Source organism: Pseudarthrobacter sp. TE9888 (assembly GCF_056279345.1).
Map to the genome: position 1 here is coordinate 3,848,788 of NZ_JBWBRD010000002.1, position 20,251 is coordinate 3,869,038.

The 20,251-nt window shown below is 67.2% G+C and carries 16 protein-coding genes and 1 riboswitch; of the genes, 1 reads left to right on the plus strand and 15 read right to left on the minus strand.

Features of this window, described 5'->3' with window-relative positions; genetic code table 11:
• Window positions 1-38: 38 nt before the first annotated feature.
• The 11 genes from rsfS to ACZ9J7_RS18385 form a co-directional block, all read right to left on the minus strand.
• Entirely contained in the window at window positions 39-440 is a 402-nt protein-coding gene (gene rsfS, locus ACZ9J7_RS18335) for a ribosome silencing factor (RefSeq protein ID WP_476211407.1), read from the minus strand.
• Between the two features lie 41 nt (window positions 441-481).
• Window positions 482-1,774, minus strand: a complete 1,293-nt coding sequence (locus ACZ9J7_RS18340) for a hypothetical protein (protein ID WP_476211409.1) — start codon at window positions 1,772-1,774, stop codon at window positions 482-484.
• A gap of 7 nt (window positions 1,775-1,781) precedes the next feature.
• Window positions 1,782-2,513 carry a nicotinate-nucleotide adenylyltransferase gene (gene nadD, locus ACZ9J7_RS18345; protein WP_476211411.1) on the minus strand — a complete coding sequence of 244 codons (732 nt, stop codon included), beginning with the start codon at window positions 2,511-2,513 and terminating at the stop codon, window positions 1,782-1,784.
• Window positions 2,452-2,691, minus strand: a complete 240-nt coding sequence (locus tag ACZ9J7_RS18350) for a hypothetical protein (protein WP_141160230.1) — start codon at window positions 2,689-2,691, stop codon at window positions 2,452-2,454. Before ACZ9J7_RS18350 ends, nadD begins: the two co-directional genes overlap by 62 nt.
• A 78-nt stretch (window positions 2,692-2,769) precedes the next feature.
• A complete protein-coding gene (locus tag ACZ9J7_RS18355) occupies window positions 2,770-4,137 on the minus strand; it encodes a glutamate-5-semialdehyde dehydrogenase (RefSeq protein ID WP_476211413.1) in 1,368 nt (455 codons plus the stop codon).
• Window positions 4,138-4,163: 26 nt separating this feature from the next.
• Window positions 4,164-5,300: a glutamate 5-kinase gene (proB, locus tag ACZ9J7_RS18360; RefSeq protein WP_476211415.1), complete on the minus strand. Its 1,137-nt coding sequence runs from the start codon at window positions 5,298-5,300 to the stop codon at window positions 4,164-4,166.
• Between the two features lie 4 nt (window positions 5,301-5,304).
• Window positions 5,305-6,894 carry a GTPase ObgE gene (obgE, locus tag ACZ9J7_RS18365; protein WP_476211416.1) on the minus strand — a complete coding sequence of 530 codons (1,590 nt, stop codon included), beginning with the start codon at window positions 6,892-6,894 and terminating at the stop codon, window positions 5,305-5,307.
• Between the two features lie 117 nt (window positions 6,895-7,011).
• Window positions 7,012-7,275 (minus strand): 50S ribosomal protein L27, encoded by a 264-nt coding sequence (gene rpmA / locus ACZ9J7_RS18370; protein ID WP_009372867.1) that lies wholly within the window; start codon window positions 7,273-7,275, stop codon window positions 7,012-7,014.
• Window positions 7,276-7,336: 61 nt separating this feature from the next.
• Complete coding sequence (gene rplU, locus ACZ9J7_RS18375; protein WP_003803420.1) at window positions 7,337-7,645, minus strand: 50S ribosomal protein L21; 309 nt, start codon at window positions 7,643-7,645, stop codon at window positions 7,337-7,339.
• A gap of 262 nt (window positions 7,646-7,907) precedes the next feature.
• Window positions 7,908-9,428 (minus strand): bifunctional hydroxymethylpyrimidine kinase/phosphomethylpyrimidine kinase, encoded by a 1,521-nt coding sequence (gene thiD / locus ACZ9J7_RS18380; RefSeq protein WP_476211897.1) that lies wholly within the window; start codon window positions 9,426-9,428, stop codon window positions 7,908-7,910.
• Between the two features lie 7 nt (window positions 9,429-9,435).
• Window positions 9,436-9,533, minus strand: a riboswitch (TPP riboswitch).
• A gap of 159 nt (window positions 9,534-9,692) precedes the next feature.
• Window positions 9,693-13,118, minus strand: coding sequence for an Rne/Rng family ribonuclease (locus ACZ9J7_RS18385; protein WP_476211425.1), 3,426 nt, complete (start codon window positions 13,116-13,118; stop codon window positions 9,693-9,695).
• 438 nt (window positions 13,119-13,556) lie between these two features.
• On the opposite strand from ACZ9J7_RS18385, the gene ACZ9J7_RS18390 reads away from it, so the two are divergent.
• On the plus strand, window positions 13,557-14,225 hold the full coding sequence (locus ACZ9J7_RS18390) for a vitamin K epoxide reductase family protein (protein ID WP_476211426.1): 669 nt from the start codon (window positions 13,557-13,559) through the stop codon (window positions 14,223-14,225).
• 98 nt (window positions 14,226-14,323) lie between these two features.
• Here ACZ9J7_RS18390 and ndk read toward each other — a convergent pair whose 3' ends face one another.
• Genes ndk through ileS form a run of 4 tightly spaced genes read right to left on the minus strand, consistent with a single transcriptional unit; the run spans window position 14,324 to window position 19,938 of the window.
• Complete coding sequence (ndk, locus tag ACZ9J7_RS18395; protein WP_387565024.1) at window positions 14,324-14,740, minus strand: nucleoside-diphosphate kinase; 417 nt, start codon at window positions 14,738-14,740, stop codon at window positions 14,324-14,326.
• 51 nt (window positions 14,741-14,791) lie between these two features.
• Complete coding sequence (locus ACZ9J7_RS18400) at window positions 14,792-15,256, minus strand: DUF4233 domain-containing protein (RefSeq protein ID WP_476211429.1); 465 nt, start codon at window positions 15,254-15,256, stop codon at window positions 14,792-14,794.
• A gap of 2 nt (window positions 15,257-15,258) precedes the next feature.
• On the minus strand, window positions 15,259-16,617 hold the full coding sequence (locus tag ACZ9J7_RS18405; RefSeq protein WP_476211431.1) for a bifunctional folylpolyglutamate synthase/dihydrofolate synthase: 1,359 nt from the start codon (window positions 16,615-16,617) through the stop codon (window positions 15,259-15,261).
• Window positions 16,618-16,620: 3 nt separating this feature from the next.
• Entirely contained in the window at window positions 16,621-19,938 is a 3,318-nt protein-coding gene (gene ileS / locus ACZ9J7_RS18410) for an isoleucine--tRNA ligase (protein WP_476211433.1), read from the minus strand.
• Between the last annotated feature and the right edge of the window lie 313 nt (window positions 19,939-20,251).

The following is a 20,251-nucleotide window of genomic DNA, read 5'->3' on the forward strand; positions in this document are numbered from 1 at the left end:
CAGCATTTCCGAAAATTCCAAATCGGGAATATTCGCCCCTACTCGCTGTCGGAAACGGCGCCGGCCTTAGCGGACGCGTCGTCACCGAGCTGCAGGTCGACGACGGGGCAGTCCTTCCAGAGACGCTCCAGCGCGTAGAACACGCGGTCTTCCTCGTGCTGGACATGGATCACGACGTCGGCGTAGTCCAGCAGGACCCATCGGCCGCCGGACCGGCCCTCGCGGCGCACGGGCCGCAGGTCCTGCTTAGCGAGCTCTTCCTCGATGCCGTCCACGATGGCGTTGACCTGGCGTTCGCTGGGCGCCGAGGCGATGAGGAAGACGTCGGCGAGGGCCAAACGTTCGCTCACATCCATGGCGACGATGTCCTGGGCGATCTTGTCCGCGGCGGCCTTGGCGGCCGTACGGGCTATGGCGATGGACGATTCTGTTGCAGTCACGGGACTCCTTGTTTGGTTAAGTGTTGGTGCCGGCCGGCAGGTCAGCGGGACATGCCGCTGACGATCAGGATGATGCCGGCGACGAGGGCCAGGATCCCGAACGCGAGGATGCAGAACTGGAGAATGCGGTTCCGGCGGGCCCTGGTAAGCCCGGCGGTTGCGGCATCCAGGGGGTCGAGCCCGTAGGCGGACCGGGCGGGAACCCTGGGAAGGTCTTCGAAAAGATCCTCCGACTGGTCTTCCGGGCGCGAAACCGGCTTTGGACGGCTGGCGGCCTTGGCAGCCGCTTCGGCGCGTGCGATGACCTGCGAGCGGCCGGTAGCCGTATCCGGGGCGGGCGCCTTGGGACGTGTGGCGGGCCTGCGTTTCCCGGCACCCGGTACCTTCGTGCCGGGCACCTTGATACCGGGCCGGGTGGTGACAGGAACGTGGGAGGTGGCAGGCGGTTTCATGACCGGCCGCTCCACACCCGGAACCTGGACGAACTCAAGGGGCGTCACCATTGCGAGGTTGCTGGCCGTAGACGGGCCCGCGTTGTCTTTTTGCGCCGGACCGCTGCCAGGGGCGCCGGCCGGGCTGCCGGCCTGCTCGGCAAGTTTCTGCCGGGCCATGGCGCGGCGGTTCATGACAGCGGCCCGTTCGGCCAACGCAATCTGCTCAGCCAGGATTTCGGGATCCACGGCTTCCGGATCCAGGGAAGCGATGTGCTCCATCTTGGCAATCTGGTTCCTGGCCTGCGCGGCGATGAGTGCGCGCGCCTCCAGGGCCTGCTCCACCGTCATGCCCTCCGGGGCTCCGGCGGGGGCCGGCGTGGGATTGTCCGCGTTGGGATTGTCCGCGCCTTCTCCTGCCCCGCTGGTGCCTTTGCCCGCCGTGGCGGGCTTGGCGGTACCTGGCGTTGCGGGCTTGGCGGCCGGTTTGTCGGCGGGAGCAGCGGTGGCCGGAACGATGGGGTTGGCGGCCGTCAGGGCCTGCTCCTTGAGCTGCTGCAGCCGCAGCTGGCGCCGGGTGGGGGGCCCGCCGGCAGCAAGCTGCCCTTCCTTTTCCTCAAGTTCCTTGATGGTGCGCAGCGCCGCCCGGTCGCGGGCGCGGATCTGGGAGGAGCGCTGAGTGGCCGGCTGGTCCGCCGGCGCCTGGGGGCGAACCGCGGGGGCGGCTCCCCCGGCGGAACCGGTGCCGGCCGCAGCGTCCTGGCCGTCCTGCGCGGGCGCGCTGCCAGCCAGCCGGTCGGCGGCTGGCGGGCGCTGCTCCGTGGCAGGCGAGGTGGCCTGCTGGGCGTCCCTGGCCTTCCGGAGTTCCCGGCGGCTGCGGATTGGTGGCTGTTCCTGACTCATTGAGAACTCATTCGGTGCTGGCTGGTTCGCGTGCTTCGGACGTTGCGTCATCCGCGCCTTCCGGTGCGTCCGAGTACAGGCCGTACTTGGCGATGTACTGGACCACCCCGTCCGGGACCAGGTACCAGACCGGGCTGTTGGAGGCTACCCGGGCGCGGCAGTCAGTTGACGAGATGGCCATGGCGGGCACTTCCAGCAGGCTGACATCGTCCCGGCCCATACCGTCGAGGACGTGGCCCGGCCGGGTCACGCCAACGAAGTGGGCGAGCGACCAGAGTTCGTCGATGTCCTTCCAGGACAGGATCTGCGCCAGGGCATCCGCGCCGGTGATGAAGAAGAGGTCGGCATCGGGGCGCTGCGCCCTGAGGTCGCGCAGGGTGTCGATGGTGTAGGTGGGACCGGGGCGGTCGACGTCGACACGGCTGACGGTGAAGCGCGGGTTGGAGGCCGTGGCGATGACGGTCATCAGGTAGCGGTGTTCGGGCTCGCTGACCTGTTTATGGGACTTTTGCCATGGCTGCCCGGTGGGAACGAAGACCACCTCGTCGAGGTCGAACTCCGCTGCGACTTCGCTGGCCGCCACAAGGTGGCCGTGGTGGATGGGATCGAAGGTCCCGCCCATCACGCCCAGCCGCAGCCTCCCCCGGGCCCCATTGCGTTGCAGGTTGTGGGAAATGTTAGTGGCCCTGCCCGCGATCGTGCTTGTTGGGGTGCTGGCGGTGCGGATCCGCGTGCTCATCCGTGGCGGCGTGCCGGTTGCCCAGGTTGTTGTAGGACCAGGCAATGAGCATCAGCACCACCAGGATGCCGAACATGGACACGCCGAAGACCCATGGTTCGGCCCACAGCGGTGCGAGCTCCTCGTGGCCTGATTCGCCTGCGGCGGCGACGGACGTGGCAATCTGCTGGAGCAGCATTTTCTCCCCTTGTTCAAGGATTTTCAGGCAGCGGAACCTTCCGCTGCTTTCCGGGTTCTGGTCTATGTTACCGCGTTGCTACCCGCGGACCTGGCCTTCGCCCTGGACGATCCACTTCGTGGTGGTGAGTTCGGTCAGGCCCATGGGACCACGGGCATGCAGCTTCTGCGTGGAGATGCCCACCTCGGCACCGAGGCCCAGTTCGCCGCCGTCGGTGAAGCGGGTGGAGGCGTTGACGATCACGGCCGCCGAATCAACCTCCGCGATGAAGCGCTCGGCGTTGGCGAGGTTGTTGGTGAGGATCGCCTCGGTGTGGCCGGTGGACCAGGTACGGATGTGCCGGACGGCTTCGTCCAGGCTGTCCACCATCGCCACGGCGAGGTCCAGGTCCATGTACTCCGTTCCCCAGTCCGTATCCGTCGCCGGTTCGGTGTCGATCGTGGCGGGCAGTGCGGCGCTGATGCGCCCGTCCACGTGGAGGCGGACACCGGCACTGCGGAGGGCGGAGGCGACGGCGGGCAGCACCGTTGAGCCGGAATGGACCAGCAGCGTCTCCACGGTATTGCAGACACTGGGCCGCTGCGTCTTGGCGTTGAGCAGGATCTCTACGGCCATGTTCTCGTCGGCGGACTCATCGATGAAGATGTGGACGTTTCCCTCCCCCGTTTCGATCACCGGGACGGCAGAGTTGGTGACCACGGTCTGGATCAGGTCGCGGCCGCCGCGGGGAATCAGGACATCCACCCTGCCCCGGGCCTTCATCAGGACGGTGGCGCCCGCACGTCCGTACTGGTCCACGGTCTGGACCGCGTCGGCGGGCAGCCCGACGGATTCCAGGGCCTCGCGCAGGATGCGGACCAGCACCTGGTTGGTGGCTTCGGCCGCGCTGCCGCCGCGGAGGATGACGGCGTTGCCACTCTTCAGGGCAAGTCCTGCGATGTCGACGGTGACATTGGGCCTTGCCTCGTAGATGGCAGCAACCACCCCCATGGGCACATTGACCTGGCGGAGGCGAAGCCCGTTGGGGAGAGTCTGTCCGCGTACCACGTTGCCCACGGGGTCCGGGAGGCCGGCCAGGTTTTCAAGGGCTGCCACGAGTCCGGCGACGCGGGCGTCGGTGAGGGTGAGCCGGTCCAGGAGGGCAGCGGAGGTCCCGTTGGCGTTGCCCCGCTGCACGTCCATGGCGTTGGCGGCGAGAATGGCGGGGACGTTCTCCTGCAGGGCGGCGCCCACGGCGCGGAGGGCACGGTCTTTCCAGGCCCGGTTGGCGGTGGCCATCGTGCGGGCGGCGTGGCGGGCGCGGTCGGTGATGGCGTGGACCGCGGACTCCACCTCGGCGGCGGACAGGGGTGCCTGGGCCGATGCCGGTTCAGCTGCAGGACCCGGCTGCGCCTGCGCAGCGGTGGGTCCGGAATGTTCAGCAGCGTGGATCAGTGCGTCAGTCATGATCCAAGTTTAGGCGAGGTGGCAGCTCAGACCAGCACCAGGTCGTCTACATGAACAACTTCACGGTTGTAGCCGCTGCCCATTTCCTCGCCCAGCTCATGCGTTGACCGTCCCAGCATCCGCGGCAGTTCCTCGGATGAGTAGTTCACCAGCCCGCGGGCAATGATGGTGCCGTCGGCTCCGGCCAGCTCAACGGCGTCGCCGGCTTCAAAGTCGCCATGCACCGCGGAGATGCCAGCCGGCAGGAGGGACGTGCGGTGGTGCCGCACAGCGCGGACCGCCCCCTCGTCCAGGACCAGCCGGCCCTGCACCGACGCAACGTGCGCCAGCCACAGGAGTCGGACAGGTTTGCGGGAGCCGTTGACGGAGAACCAGGTGCCTACGTCCTCGCCGTTCAAGGCCGCGGCTGCGTTGGGCGTGGACGTCACCAGGGCGTGGATTCCCGATCCTGCCGCCATGCCGGCAGCCTCCACTTTGGTCATCATGCCCCCGGTACCCACGCCGGCCTTGCCGGCCTTGCCAATGGACACGCCCTCGAGGTCGTGCGCGCCGGTGACCAGCGGAATGCGCCGGGCACCCTGGGCGGGCGGCCCGTCATAGAGGGAGTCGACGTCGGACAGCAGTACGAGCGCATCGGCGCGCACCAGGTGGGCCACCAGGGCGGCCAGCCGGTCGTTGTCGCCGAAGCGGATCTCGTGGGTGGCCACAGTGTCGTTTTCGTTGACCACCGGGACCACCCCAAGGTTGAGCAGCCGGTCCATGGCGCGGAGGGCATTGGTGTGCTGACTGCGCCGCATCAGGTCCTCGGCGGTCAGCAGGACCTGGCTGACGGTGACGCCGTGGGCACCGAAGGCCTGGGTGTACCGGGCCATCAGGAGCCCCTGGCCCACGCTGGCCGCGGCCTGCTGGGTGGCCAGGTCCCGGGGCCGTTTGGCCAGGCCAAGCGGCGCGAGGCCTGCCGCGATGGCCCCTGAGGAAACCAGGATGATCTCGGCACCCGCATTGCGTTTAGCCGCCAGGGCGTCAGCGAGGGCGGTCAGGGATTCCTCCGAGATGCCGCCCTTGATGCTGGTCAGCGAGGAGGAACCTACCTTGACCACGATCCGGCGGGCCCCGGCCAGCGCGCTCCTGTCCCCCGCAGGCACGCCGGGTACTGCAGTCATGCCCCTAGAGGTCATCGTCCGCTTCCAGTCCGCTTTCCTTGACGGTCTGGGCGGCACGGCGGCCGCTGACGGACTCGGTCCAGATTCCGGCTTTCCGCTCCGCTTCGAGCTCCGCGCGGGCGGCAGCCTTGGCGTCGCGGCGCTCCTGCTGCTCTTCGCGCTTCTGGCTGCGGGTGGGGCGGTCGCCGATATCGGCGAATCGGACGTCGGTGCCGCGCGGCGAGGCCAGGAGCTCAGCTCCTGCCATCATGGTGGGCTCCCAGTCGAACACCACGCCGTCGTCCTCGCCAATGACCACCGTGTCACCGGGCTTGGCGCCCTGCTTGAACAGTTCGGTTTCAACGCCCAGCCGGGCGAGCCGGTCCGCCAGGTAGCCGATGGCCTCTTCGTTGGTGAAGTCGGTTTGCTTGACCCAGCGCACGGGCTTTTCGCCCAGGACGCGGAACAGCGGTTCCAGGTTCTTTTCCTCGCGCCGGATCTTGAACCCGGTTTCGTTGACAGCACGCGGCCGCAGCACGGCCGGCTGCACCTTGGGCGGGGCCGCAGCCACGGCATCCCGGGCTGCCTTGACGATCTCCGCCATGGCGAAGCCGAGCTGGCGCAGGCCTTCATGGCTCGTGGCGGATACTTCGAAGACGCGGTATCCGCGGGATTCGAGTTCCGGACGCACGAACTCAGCCATGTCCTTGCCATCGGGCAGGTCCACCTTGTTCAGCGCGACCAGCCGCGGGCGGTGGTTCAGGGGAATCACTTCCCCGTCCTGGCCGGCATAGCTCATATCGACGGCGTACTTCTCCAGCTCACCCTCGATGATGGCGAGGTCGGTGAGCGGGTCCCGCTCCGATTCAAGGGTGCCGCAGTCCAGCACGTGGACCAGGGCGGCGCAGCGCTCGACGTGGCGGAGGAAGTTGTGGCCCAGGCCCCGTCCCTCGCTGGCGCCCTCGATGAGGCCGGGGACGTCGGCGATGGTGAACCGTACGTCGCCGGCCTGCACCACGCCCAGGTTGGGAACCAGGGTGGTGAACGGGTAGTCGGCGATCTTGGGCCGGGCGGCGGACATGGCTGCAATCAAGCTGGACTTGCCGGCTGACGGGAAGCCCACCAGCGCGATGTCGGCAATGCTCTTGAGTTCCAGGACGACGTCCCGGGAATCCCCTTCGATGCCGAGCAGCGCGAAGCCCGGGGCGCGGCGCTTCTGTGAGGACAGGGCAGCGTTGCCGAGTCCGCCCAGGCCGCCGGCGGCTGCCACGAACTCGGCGCCTTCTCCCACGAGGTCGGCGAGGACTTCGCCGTCCTTGGTTTTGACAACCGTGCCGTCCGGTACGGGCAGGATCAGGGTCTCGCCGTTCTTGCCGCCGCGCCAGTCGCCCATGCCGGGGCCGCCGTTGCTCGCGTGCCGGTGCGGTGCGTGGTGGTAGTCGAGGAGGGTGGTGGTCTGGTGGTCCACGCGAAGGATCACATCGCCGCCGTTGCCGCCGTTCCCGCCGTCGGGACCGCCGAGGGGCTTGAACTTCTCGCGGTGGACGGAGACGCAACCATGGCCGCCGGTTCCGCCGGATACATGCAGTACTACCCGGTCTACAAAGCTGGCCACGTGGATCTCCTCAGATGCTGTTTATGGGGCGCCCGGGGACGCCACATCGATTGTAATGCTGTTAAAAGAACAGTGGAGCGGACCCTCAGGCCCGCTCCACCGCTTCAGAACTGGTTGTTACTCTGCAGCTGCAGCAGCAACGATGTTGACCACGCGACGACCGCGGCGGGTGCCGAATTCAACGGCGCCCGGGGTCAGTGCGAACAGGGTGTCGTCACCGCCACGGCCAACGCCGGCGCCGGGGTGGAAGTGGGTGCCGCGCTGGCGGACGATGATCTCGCCTGCGGAAACGACCTGGCCGCCGAAGCGCTTGACGCCGAGGTACTGAGCGTTGGAATCGCGACCGTTGCGAGTGGAGCTCGCGCCCTTTTTATGTGCCATCTGAAATGCCTGCCTCTAAATTCTGGGGAATCTGTTGAAATACCTGAACAGTAACCGGTGGTTACTTAATGCCGGTGATCTTGACCTTGGTCAGTTCCTGGCGGTGACCCTGGCGCTTCTTGTAGCCGGTCTTGTTCTTGAACTTCTGGATGACAATCTTAGGACCACGCAGGTCCTGGAGGATTTCAGCCGTAACAGTTACCTTGGCCAGGTCAGCGGCGGCGGAGGTGACCTTGTCACCATCAACCAGGAGCAGTGCGGGCAGCTCGATGGTGCTGCCGGCTCCACCGGCGACGCGGTTCAGGGTAACGAAGTCTCCAACGGAAACCTTCTCTTGGCGGCCGCCTGCGCGGACAATCGCGTACACCACTTGGGAACTCACTTCTCTCGACGTTTATTACAAAATTTGCGTGCGGAACCGACTCAAAAAAGTCAGGGTTCCCGCTGTGCCTCAACGCCGTGGGGTCATAACCCAAGTGTTGGCGTAAGCACCGAAGATCTAGAATACGCTAAATCCATCTACGGCCGCAAATGAGGCTGGTTCCGGCGGCCCGGGTGTGGTAGTAACCACACTCCGGCAGGCAGCACCGCAACCATGAACTCCATCATAGCGGCGGTGCTGCCCGCAGGAGTCAGGAATGGAGCCTCGGCGCGTCGAAGAATTCCACTTCCAGGCGGCAGGACTGCTTGAACGCGGTCACCATGGCCTCCCGCTCGGCGTCCGAGGCCTTCCGGCCAGCTGCGTCCACGATGGCGATGGCGCGGCGCGTTGCTTCGGCAAATCCTTCGTCGGCATACGTCCGCAGCCAGGCCGAGTAGGCGTGCCCCTCCGGCTCCAAGGAGGCAACAAACTGGCCGTGCAGCTTTTCGCCCACCTCGGCGTAGAGCCAGAAGCAGGGAAGGACGGCGGCGGCCAGGACGGCGTAGCTGCCCGACGCCGACGCTGCGGTGAGGTGATCCACGTAGGCTTTGGTGACGGGGCCGAGGCCGCCCTGGGCGGCCCGGGTGCTGAGCCAGGAACGGTGCAGTTCCGACTCCACCTCCAGGCACTGCTGCGAGGACCCGGCCCAGAACAGCTGTTCCGCTTCGGAGGGAGCCAGGGCGCTGGCGCGGGCCAACACCCGGGAGTATCCGTTCAGGTACAGGGCATCCTGGGCCAGGTAGTAGGCGAAGTCCTTCTCGGGAAGGTCCCCGGCGGCCAGGCCGTGAATGAAGTCCAGGGCGTAGATGTCCGCGAGGTCCTTTTGGGCCTCCGCCCACAGCCGGGCAGCGAAGCCGCCTTCCGCGGGGGCCGGCCGCACATGGTGGAAGTGGTGCACCGGCCCGTTTCCCTGGCCCACCTCGAGCTGCTCCGAGTTTTCAAGGGCGCCGGCCAGCCATGGCTTGACCGTCCGGAGGGATGCCTCCCAGTCGCCCAGGCGCGCCTGGACGGTGGCCATCGCGGAGGACAGGGAACAGCCGGTGCCGTGGCTGTTGCGGGTGTTGATGCGGTTTCCCGGAACCTCCACCACTTCCTGTGCGAGGAGGCCAGCCGTATTGACCAGCGCATCCGGGCAGTCCGCACCCGCCAGGTGGCCGCCCTTGACCAGGATGGTGGCGCCGGTGGCGTCCGCCAGGTGCCGCCCCTGCTCCAGCGCGGCCGCCCAGCTGTCGGCAGGGTCCGCACCCACCAGCATGGCAAGCTCCGGCAGGTTGGGAGTGATGAGGTTGGCCAGCGGCAGCAGCTCCCGGAGCGCGGCCTCGGCGGACTCCTCCAGCAGCCTGTCGCCGCTGGTGGCCACCATGACCGGGTCCAGGACCACGACGGCGGGACGGACCTTCTCCAGCCAGTGCCGGACGGTGCGGATCACGGCCTCGTCGCCCAGCATGCCGATCTTGACGGCGTCGATCGAGATGTCATCGCTGACCGCGTCCAGCTGCTGGGCGAGGAAGGCCGCGGGAGGAACGTGGACGGATTGCACGCCGCGGGTGTTCTGTGCCGTCAGGGCGGTAATGGCAGCCATGCCGTATCCGCCGTGCGCGGCAATGCTTTTCAGGTCGGCCTGGATGCCTGCGCCCCCGGACGGGTCGGAGCCGGCGATGGACAGGACCCGCGGGACGTCCCGGCCGGTGGGCAGCCCGGTGCGGACGGAGGAGGCAGCTGGCAGGGGCATGGAAAGGGTCGAAGACAAGAGACATCCCTTCGCCGGTACTAGCCGGACAGGTTCAACGGGTCTGGATCTCAGCCGGCCTGCTGCGCGGCACCCCGTGTCGGTTCCTACCCTAGCCCGTGCGCCGCAGCCGGGGAAAAGGGTGACAACGGCCGCCGCAGAATAGACCGCCCCGCAACAGCAGGAATCCCCGCCCCGCACGGTCCACCCGGAAATCCCGGTGGACCGATGCGCAGGACGGGGATTCCTGGCTGGACGCTCCTGTGGCTAGAGTTCCGAGGCAGGCACCCCGACGCCGAGGATGATGGGTTCCTCGGCCGCCTTGCGCGGTTCCGGCTGGTCCTTCGCCGGTTCGGGGGCCTTGGCTGCGTGCGAGTGCCCACCGGCATCAGCCTGGACGTTTTCATGGTGCTGGACAGCGGTCTCGTTGGCGGAACCCTGGGCACGGCTGGCGGCCCGGTGGCGCCGGGGCCGGCGTTGCCGGGACTGCTCCAGCGTGTGGTCCGAATAGTCCTTTTCAGGCGACGCCTCAGGAGCGGCACCGGCGCGGCCTTCTGCCGTCCCGCCGTCGGCCTGCCCTTCCGGCGCGACCTCTCCTGCTGCCTGCACGGCCTCTGCCTGCCTGGCAGGGGCGTTCTCCACGGGGGAAGCCGGCTGGCCCAGGTGGGCGAATGCTTCCGCAAGCCGGTCCAGCGTCAGGGCAGGCTTCGGATGCTGTTCCCCGGCGTGCTCCACGAACGGAAGAGGGACTTCCTCGCCGCCGAACGTGAGGACGGCTGCGGGACGTGCCGGGGCATCGGCGTCGTGCGTCTCCTCAACGGGTACCGGCGCCGGCTCCGCGGACGGCACCTGCCGGGCTGCCGCTACCTCGTCGTCGTGCAGGTGGGCTGCATGGGCGGCAGCGGCGATGTTCGCGAGGGCAAGCCTGGTGGCCTCCGCCTTGGCGTGCCGCTCGGCGTCGGACGGGTCCGGCTGGACGGTGTGGACATGCACGGCAGGTGCCGGGGCAGCCTCGGGCTGCTGGCCGCCGCGTCCGCGCCGCCGCTTGCGTTCGGTCCGGACACCGGGCTGGCCGTTGTCGTTCCGCTGCGCTTCCGGGCGCGTTTCCGCCCGGGCTTCAGGCCGGTTGTCGGTGCGCTGGACGTGGTGCTCGGCCGCCACGATGTTGGCCCGGCGGTGCTCCACGGGATCGTCATGGGTCACGACGCCCCGGCCTGCGCAGGCTTCGCACTGCTCGCCGAACACTTCGAGCAGGCCGGTGCCCATGCGCTTGCGGGTCATCTGGACCAGGCCGAGTGAGGTCACTTCGGCAACCTGGTGCTTGGTCCGGTCCCGGCCCAGGCACTCCACCAGTCGGCGCAGGACCAGGTCGCGGTTGGATTCGAGCACCATGTCGATGAAGTCGATCACGATGATGCCGCCGATGTCGCGAAGCCGGAGCTGGCGCACCACTTCCTCGGCCGCTTCGAGGTTGTTCTTGGTGACGGTTTCCTCGAGGTTGCCGCCGCTGCCGGTGAACTTGCCCGTGTTGACGTCCACCACGGTCATGGCCTCGGTGCGGTCGATCACCAGGGAGCCGCCGGAGGGCAGGAAGACCTTCCGTTCGAGGGCCTTGTGGATCTGCTCGTCGATACGCCAGGCCGAGAAGATGTCCTGGTCCTTGGTCCACTTCTCAAGCCGGCCCACGAGGTCCGGCGCCACGTAGGTGACGTAGGCCTCGATGGTGTCCCAGGCTTCCTCACCGGAAACGATGAGCTTGGAGAAGTCTTCGTTGAAGACGTCGCGGACCACCTTGATGGTGAGGTCGGGTTCGCCGTAGAGGAGCTCGGGGGCCAGGATCTTGGTGGACGTGGACTGGCTTTCGATGCCTTCCCACTGGGCGCGTAGCCGGTTGATGTCGTGCGTGAGCTCTTCCTCGGAAGCGCCCTCGGCAGCGGTGCGGACAATGACGCCGGCGTGTTCGGGCAGCCGGTCCTTGAGGATCCGCTTGAGCCGGTTGCGTTCGACGTCGGGCAGCTTGCGGGAGATGCCCGTCATGGAACCGCCGGGGACGTACACCAGGTAGCGGCCGGGCAGGGAGATCTGGCTGGTGAGGCGGGCACCCTTGTGGCCCACGGGGTCCTTGGTGACCTGCACCAGCACGGTGTCGCCGGACTTCAGTGCGTTTTCGATGCGGCGCTGCTTGCCCTCGAGGTTGACTGCTTCCCAGTTGACCTCGCCCGCGTACAGGACGGCGTTGCGGCCGCGTCCAATGTCCACGAACGCCGCTTCCATGGACGGCAGCACGTTCTGGACCTTGCCGAGGTACACGTTGCCGATCAGCGAATCCTGCTGGGTCTTGGACACGAAGTGCTCGGCCAGGACGCCGTCTTCGAGGACGCCGATCTGGATTCTGTCATCGCGCTGGCGCACGATCATCTGGCGGTCCACGGACTCGCGGCGCGCCAGGAACTCGGCCTCGGTGATGACAGTCCGGCGCCGGCCCGTGTCGCGGGATTCGCGGCGGCGCTGCTTCTTGGCCTCCAGGCGGGTGGAGCCCTTGACGCTGGTCACGCGGTTGCTCACGGGCGCTTCAGTGACAGCACGCGGCGCGCGGACCCGGGTGACCGTGTTGGGCGGATCATCGTCCCCGCCGCCCGTGAGCTCAAGGTCCTGGTCCCCGCGGCGGCGGCGACGGCGGCGGCGCGACGTCACGCCGTCTTCCACCTGGCCGGCTGCGTCTTCGTCAGACTCGTCCTCAGCATCGGAACTGCTGTCCTCGTTATCCTCCTCCGCCGTACCACCGATACGGCTGCGGCCCCTGCGGCCACGGCTGCGGCGACGGCGGCGGCCGGAGGAATCCTCGGCGTCTTCGGATTCTTCTTCCTCGGGCTCCGCGGCTGCGGGCGCCGCGGGCCGGACTACAGTGCTGAGGTCCGGCGCCTGGAAGAGTACTGACGTGGGGGAAGCGGGTTCCAGGAAGAGGGAACCGAAGGGGCTGGCGGCAGCGGCGGCCTCGCCGTCTTCCACTGCCGGCGCTTCCGTGGGCTGCTCCTGTGCGGGGGCGCCTGCCACCGCAGGACCTGCTTCCTGCCCGGCGGATCCGTTCGCCTGCTCCACGTTCTGTTCCGCGACTTGGTCAGCGGCTTCCGGCAGCACGGCTTCCGGGGCTGCGGCAGCTTCAGGGGCTGCGGCTGCAGGTGTTTCGTCAGCCGTTGCCGCGGAGTCACCTGTGGGGGCGGCGACCGGGGAGGCAGCCTTGCGGGTGGCTACCCGACGGCGGCGGACGGGCTTGGTTTCGGGATCTGCCGTTGCATCCTGGGCAGGAACGGCAGGGCTTTCGGCGGCAGGGTCCTGAATGGCGGCCGGTGCGTCAACGGCCGCCACTTCGGCAGCAGGCTCCACGTCAGCGGCGAAGGCAGGCAGCGGTTCGGCGGTGTCGGCCTTCTTCCGGGCCCGGGTTCGCCGGGCGGGGGCCTTCTGCGCGGTGCCGGCTTCTTCGGCAGCGGTTGCTTCCACGGCGGTTGCTTCGACCGCGGCTTCTTGACCGGCCGGGTCTCCACCGGGGGCCGAAGCGGCGTCCGGTCCGCTGGTCATGGCATCCGCGGGAGCTTCCCCGGTTTTTGTTGCCGCTTTGCGGCGGGTCCGCGGAGCCCTCTTGGGCGCAGCAGCCGCTGCTTCGTCGTTAACGGCCAGTTCCTGATCATTGTCCATATGTGGCAACACTCCTGCCCCTGACGTACCGCCACATCCGGCACCCATTGGGGCACATATTGTCAACACCCGCAGGCATTGACAGAAGTCAAGTGGATACTCCCAGGTTCGCACCGTCATTGGGGTGCGGCAGCCCGTGGGAGCCGGCGGATGTTCTGAAAACCCGTTGTTCTGCGTGCTACAACCAGGTGCCGCCCAATGGAGTCGCGGGTTTGCCGGAAGAATCCGAAGCCTGCCCTGCTCATCATTGGCGGTCTTGGGAACAAACCACCGGACCGGAGTCCGAATGTGGATCGGCTTCCAGCCACGTCCATTCTCTCACACCCGCGCCGGATCGCCGCGGAAGCGGGCGTTGCTGTTCCTTTGCCTGTGTGGTGGCTCCAGCCGTCGGCGTTACAATCAGGCACAGGAGCACCGGACGAAAAGGACGCAACACCCATGCCCAGCATCTCCCCCGTCAGCGCCCACGAGCAGGAACGGGCCGCCGAGCCGCAAACCAGCGCCGCCGGAAGCCTTCCGCGGATGGCCCGGAACCGGCCCTTCGGCTGGCTGCTGGTCATCACCGGCATCGTCGGCTGGCTTGCCTCCGGAACCCTGGTCCTGGAAAAACTCGAAGTACTCAAGGACCCCAACCACACCACTGTGTGCGATGTGAATCCCTGGATCTCCTGCGGCCAGGTCATGCAGACCTGGCAGAGTTCCCTGTTCGGCTTCCCCAACATGTTCATCGGAATCGTGGCCTTCGCCATTACCATCACGGTGGGCATGGCCCTGCTGTCGGGTGCGGCCTTTGCCCGCTGGTACTGGCTCGGGCTGCAGGCCGGAGTCACGCTCGGCTTCGCGTTCGTCGTATGGCTGTGGTCCCAGGCCCTGTACTCCATCCACATCCTGTGCCCGTTCTGCATGATCGTCTGGGCTGCCATGATCCCGCTCTTCGTGTGGACCACCATCCGGAACATCACGGCCGGCGTCCTCCCCATGCCGGCGGGTGCGGCCCGCGTCCTGGGCGATTCCGGCTGGATCATCACGGCGCTGCTGTACGTGGCCGTCATCGCCACCATCTTCTTCGCGTTCATCCAGGTGTTCGCAGGGACCTCCGGGTTCTAGCAGGCTGCTCCCCCGGCAACCCCGCCGTCACCTGCTCCACCTGACAGCTAAGGCCAATGTTCAAAAGAACATTGGCCTTAGCTGTCATTTCACCTGGCTTACTGGAACCAGATCTTGATCTCCCGGTCCGCCGACTCAGTCGAGTCGGAGCCGTGCACCAGGTTCTGCTGCACCTTCAGGCCCCAGTCCCGGCCGAAGTCGCCGCGGATGGTGCCGGGAGCCGCCGTGGTGGGGTCCGTGGTGCCCGCCAGGGAGCGGAAGCCTTCGATGACGCGGTGGCCTTCGAAAATAGCCGCCACTACGGGGCCGCTGAGCATGAATTCCACCAGGGGCTCGTAGAACGGCTTGCCCACGTGCTCCTCGTAGTGCTGCTCGAGGAGCTCACGGGTGGCGTCAACCTTCTTCAGCTCGGCAAGGCTGTAGCCCTTGGCTTCGATACGGGCCAGGATGGCCCCGGTCAGGTTACGGGCGACGCCGTCGGGCTTGATCAGGACGAGGGTGCGCTCAGTGGTCACAACTGCTCCAATGCGTTGGTGGGGTTTCGGGTCAAGTCTACGGGGACAGGCTTACGGGGTCTGCGGTTGGGCGGGACCCGCGGCCTGGTCCGGGTGGGTGGCTTCCCATTCGGCCTGTTCGCGGGCGCGCTGGGCGGCTTCCCGGTCCAGCCGGATGCCGGTCCGGATTCCGTACCACCAGGCCAGCGCAAAGAGGGCGCCCACCAGGAACATGGCCGGCTCGAAAATGCCGGTGAGGATCAGGACAAGCTGCAGGATCCACCCCAGGCCGATGCCCCAGGGCTTGTTGAGGACTGCGCAGGCGAAGATCATGACCACGCTGAGGCCGATGCCGACGCCGAGGATCAGGGCGGGCGGGAACTCCCCGCGGCGCAGGCCGAACACCACCAGGGTGGCGAAGAACATGACAAACGCCTCGAGCAGCAGCACGGTTGAGGCGAACATGACCTTGGTGGAACGCCGCTTCTTGGGCATGCCGGGCCGCCACTCGCGCTGGGCTTTTGTCAGTCTGGCCATGGTCATGCCTCCGTTTTTCCGAGCAGGATCCGCGCCTCGGCCACCAGGGTGATCGATCCGGTGACCAGGACGGCCCCGGAGAGGTCATCATTGGCTTCAGCCCGCTCCACGGCCCATTCCAGGGCGTCATCCAGTTTCTCGGCGATGTGGACGTTGTCCTCGCCGAAGCCGAGGTCGATGGCAAGCTCTGCCAGCTCCGCTGCCGGTACGGCGCGCGGTGAGTTGGACTGGGTGAAGCAGTACTCCACGGCCACGTCCCCCAGGGATTCCTTGAGCTGGCGGAGGATCTCTTCGGCGTCCTTCTCCTTGAGCACCCCTACCACTGGAACCAACCGGGTGAAGGTGAATGCTTCGTGCAGGGCGGCAGCTGAGGCCTTGATGCCGTCGGGGTTGTGGGCAGCGTCCACGATGATGGTGGGCGCGGTCCGCACCACTTCGAGGCGCCCGGGTGACGTCACTGCGGCGAAGCCTTCCTGCAGGACCTCGAAGTCGAGTTCCTTTTCGCCGCCGAAAAATGCTTCCAGGGCTGCCACGGCCACGGCGGCGTTCTGCGCCTGGTGGGCGCCGTGCAGCGGTACCAGCAGGTCCGGGTAGCGGCCGGCGATCCCCTGGACGGTGACCATCTGCCCGCCCACGGCCACGGTCCGTGACTCGACGCCGAACTCAACGCCCTCGAAGCGGAAGGGCACGCCCACTTCCTTGGCCTTTTCCAGCAGCACCTGGGCCGCGTCAAGGGGCTGCGCTGCGCTGATGAGGTAGCCGCCGGGCTTGATGATGCCGGCCTTTTCGTACGCGATGTCCTCGGTGGTGTCGCCCAGCAGGTCCGTGTGGTCCAGCGAAATCGGTGTCACCACCGATACCTGGCCGTCGCCCACGTTGGTGGCGTCGGTGATGCCACCAAGGCCCACTTCGATGATGGCCACGTTGACGGGCTGGTCGGCGAAAATGGCGAAGCCCAGGATGGTGAGGCACTCGAAGTACGTCAGCCGGGGCTGCCCTTCGGCTTCCAGTTCGGCGTCCACGATCTGCAGGTAGGGCCGGATTTCGTCCCAGATCCTGACGAACGTCTCATCGGATACGGGGTGGCCGTCGATGCTGATCCGTTCGGTGACCTTGGACAGGTGCGGGCTGGTGTAGCGTCCCGTGCTCAAGCCATGGGCGCGGAGCACGGATTCGATCATCCGCGAGGTGGAGGTCTTGCCGTTGGTTCCGGTGACATGGATGATCGGATACGCCTTGTTGGGCTCGCCGAGCACGTCCATGGCGCGGAACAGCGGCGCAAGGCGGGGCTCCATCTTGTTTTCCGGCGCCCGTCCCAGGAGTTCGGCGTAGACGCTTTCCACGGAGAATTCGTCGGTCATGTCCTAGGCCTCCATTTTTTCGACGGCGACGGCAGGTTCGGACACGTCGCCCGGCCCGGCGGCCAGCTCCACCGTCAGGGTTTCGCCCTTGACCAGTTCAGCATTGGCCAGCAGGGCATCCACCACGTTCTGCTGCGCCGTGACGGTGGTCCGGATCCGGTCGCTGACGTTGAGTCCGGCGTCCTTGCGGGCCTGCTGGATGGCGCGGACCATGTCGCGTGCCAGGCCCTCGGCCTCCAGTTCAGGGGTGACCTCGGTGTTCAGGACCACGAAGCCGCCGCCGGGCAGCACGGCAACAGCGGCAGAACCGCCCTCGGACTCTGCCACCACCGTCTCCAGCGTGTACTCCTGGGGCTCCAGTTGCAGCCCACCCGCGGTGACCACACCGGCGTCGTCCACGGACCAGTCGCCGGACTTGGAACCCTTGATGGCCACCTGGACGTTCTTGCCCAGGCGCGGGCCGGCAGCACGGGCATTCACCACCAGCTTCTGCTGGATACCGAATTCCTCAGGGGAAGCGGTGGCTGCGTCGAGCAGGCGGACGGCGCGGAGGTTGAGCTCATCGGCGACGACGGCGGCGAAGCCTTCCAGCGCATCCGCCCCGGGTGCCACGACGGTGAGTTCCTGGAGGGGAAGGCGGACGCGCAGGTTGGCTCCCTTGCGGAGCGAGGACCCGGTGGAGCAAATCTGCTGGACCCGGTCCATTGCCTCCACCAGGGCCGGGTTGGCCGGGAAGAGGTCAGCGTCCGGCCAGTCAGCCAGGTGCACGGAGCGGCCGCCGGTCAGGCCGCGCCAGATCTCCTCGGAGACCAGGGGCAGCAGCGACGCAGCAGCACGGGTTACGGTCTCCAGCGCGGTGAACAGGGCGTCGAAGGCGTCCTGGTCCTCGTCGAAGAACCGCTGCCGGCTGCGGCGGACGTACCAGTTGGTGAGCATGTCCAGGTAGCTGCGCAGCGAGTCGCAGGCGCCGGAGATGTCATAGGTGTCCAGCTGCTCGGTCATGTTCCGCACCAGGTCGCCGGTGTTGGCCAGCAGGTACTGGTCCAGGGTGTCCGCATACCCGTCGTAGCGCAGCTTCGCATCGTAGCCCTGTCCTGCGGCAGCAGCGTTGGTGTACAGGGTGAAGAAGCTGTACACGTTCCACAGCGGCAGGATGACCTGGCGGACGCCGTCGCGGATGCCCTGCTCGGTGACGATCAGGTTGCCGCCGCGCAGGATGGGGCTGGACATGAGGAACCAGCGCATGGCGTCGGAGCCGTCGCGGTCCAGGACCTCGGACACGTCCGGGTAGTTGCGCAGGCTCTTGGACATCTTCTGGCCGTCGGAACCCAGGACGATGCCGTGGCTGATGACGTTGCGGAACGCCGGCCGGTCGAACAGCGCCGTGGACAGGATGTGCAGCATGTAGAACCAGCCGCGGGTTTGCCCGATGTATTCGACGATGAAGTCAGCCGGGTTGTGGGTGTTGAACCAGGCCTCGTTCTCGAACGGGTAATGCACCTGGCCATACGGCATGGAGCCGGAGTCGAACCAGACGTCCAGGACGTCCTCCACGCGGCGCATGACGGACTGGCCTTCTTCGGGCGTGCGGAGGTCGTCCGGGTTGGGCCTGGTGAGCTCGTCGATGAACGGACGGTGCAGGTCCACCTGTCCGTCCTTGTTCAGCGGCAACCGGCCGAAGTCGGCTTCGATTTCCGCCAGGGAGCCGTAAACGTCCGTGCGGGGGTATTCGGGGTCCGTGGACTGCCACACCGGGATGGGGCTGCCCCAGTAGCGGTTACGGCTGATGGACCAGTCGCGGGCGTTGGCGAGCCACTTTCCGAACTGGCCGTCCTTGACGTTGCCGGGGATCCAGTTGATCTCCTGGTTCAGTTCGGACATGCGGTCCTTGAACTTGGTGACCTCCACGTACCAGGAGGACACCGCGCGGTAGATCAGCGGGTTGCGGCAGCGCCAGCAGTGCGGGTAGCTGTGCTCGTAGCTGGCCTGGCGGACCAGGCGGCCCTGGGCGCGGAGCACCTGGGTGATGGGCTTGTTGGCTTCGAAGACCTGCAGTCCCACGATGTCGTGGAGGTCGCCGTGCTTGAACAGGGGCAGGAACTTTGCTCCCTCGTCCACGGAGAGCACCACGGGGATGCCTGCCTCCTCGCAGACCTTCTGGTCGTCCTCACCATAGGCGGGCGCCTGGTGGACGACGCCGGTGCCGTCCGTGGTGGTGACGTAGTCGGCCACCACGAAGCGCCAGGCGTTCTCCATGCCGTACTTCTCGTTGTCGGCGAAGTCGTCCCACAGCCGCTGGTATTCCAGCCCTTCCAGCTCGGCGCCGGTGTGGGTGGAGACGACGGCGGCTTCCGCTTCCTCGAAGCTGTCGTAGCCCAGGTCCTTGGCGTAGCTGCCCAGCAGGTCCGCTGCGAGCAGGAAGCTCCCGGTGACGGGGGCGTCGGTGGAGGCCGCCTTGATGCCGTTGGGGCCGGCGGGCAGCACGGCGTAAGTGATGGAAGGCCCGACGGCGAGCGCGGCGTTGGTGGGCAGCGTCCAGGGGGTGGTGGTCCAGGCGAGGGCCTGCACGCCGGCAAGCTCCTTGGAAACCTCCGACTCCCCCGCGAGGATGGGGAACGTGACGGTGACGGTCTGGTCCTGGCGGTTCTTGTAGACGTCGTCGTCCATGCGCAGCTCGTGGTTGGACAGCGGCGTTTCATCTTTCCAGCAGTACGGGAGGACGCGGTAGCCGTTGTAGGTCAGGCCCTTGTCGTGCAGCTGCTTGAACGCCCAGAGGACCGATTCCATGTACTCGACGTTGAGGGTCTTGTAGTCGTTGTCGAAGTCCACCCAGCGGGCCTGGCGGGTGACGTAGCTGCGCCATTCGTCGGCGTACTTCATCACGGAGGCGCGGCAGGCGTCGTTGAACTTGTCGATGCCCATGGCTTCGATCTGGGTCTTGTCCGTCATGCCCAGTTGCTTCATGGCCTCGAGCTCGGCGGGCAGGCCGTGGGTGTCCCAGCCGAAGCGGCGCTCCACGCGCTTGCCGCGCTGGGTCTGGTAGCGGCCGACGAGGTCTTTGGCGTAGCCGGTGAGGAGGTGTCCGTAGTGCGGCAGGCCGTTGGCGAAGGGCGGGCCGTCGTAGAACACGAATTCGTTGCTGCCGGGCTCGCCGCCGGGGGCGTCGGCACTGCGCTGGTCGATGCTGGCCTGGAAGGTGCCGTCCTGGTCCCAGTACTTCAGGATGCGTTCTTCGATCTCCGGGAACTTCACGGAGGCGGAAACGCCGGCGCTGCCCTTGGAAGCGGTGCTGGAGGCCGAGGCCTTGGGGTAAAACGTCATGTTCGACATCCTGGGTTGAGCGTGGTGAACCCCGGCAGGGCCGGATGTTCCGTTCAGGATGCGAGGACGGCTTCCGTGCCGTCTTTGAAAGACTTCACGCCCACCGCGGTACCACCTCACTTACCGGCGCCGCGTGTCTTCCGCAAGGAACACGCGCTGCCCCGGCCTCTCATTACTGCTGTGACGGGCTTACCCGTCCGGTTCTACTGGCGCGGCCACTCTTTGCCTGGGCCGCGTGTTCTTCCGGAAGCTCGCCGGTGATTGCCGGGTCATCGCCAACCCCGAGTCTACTATCGCCGTGGCGTCCTGTGCC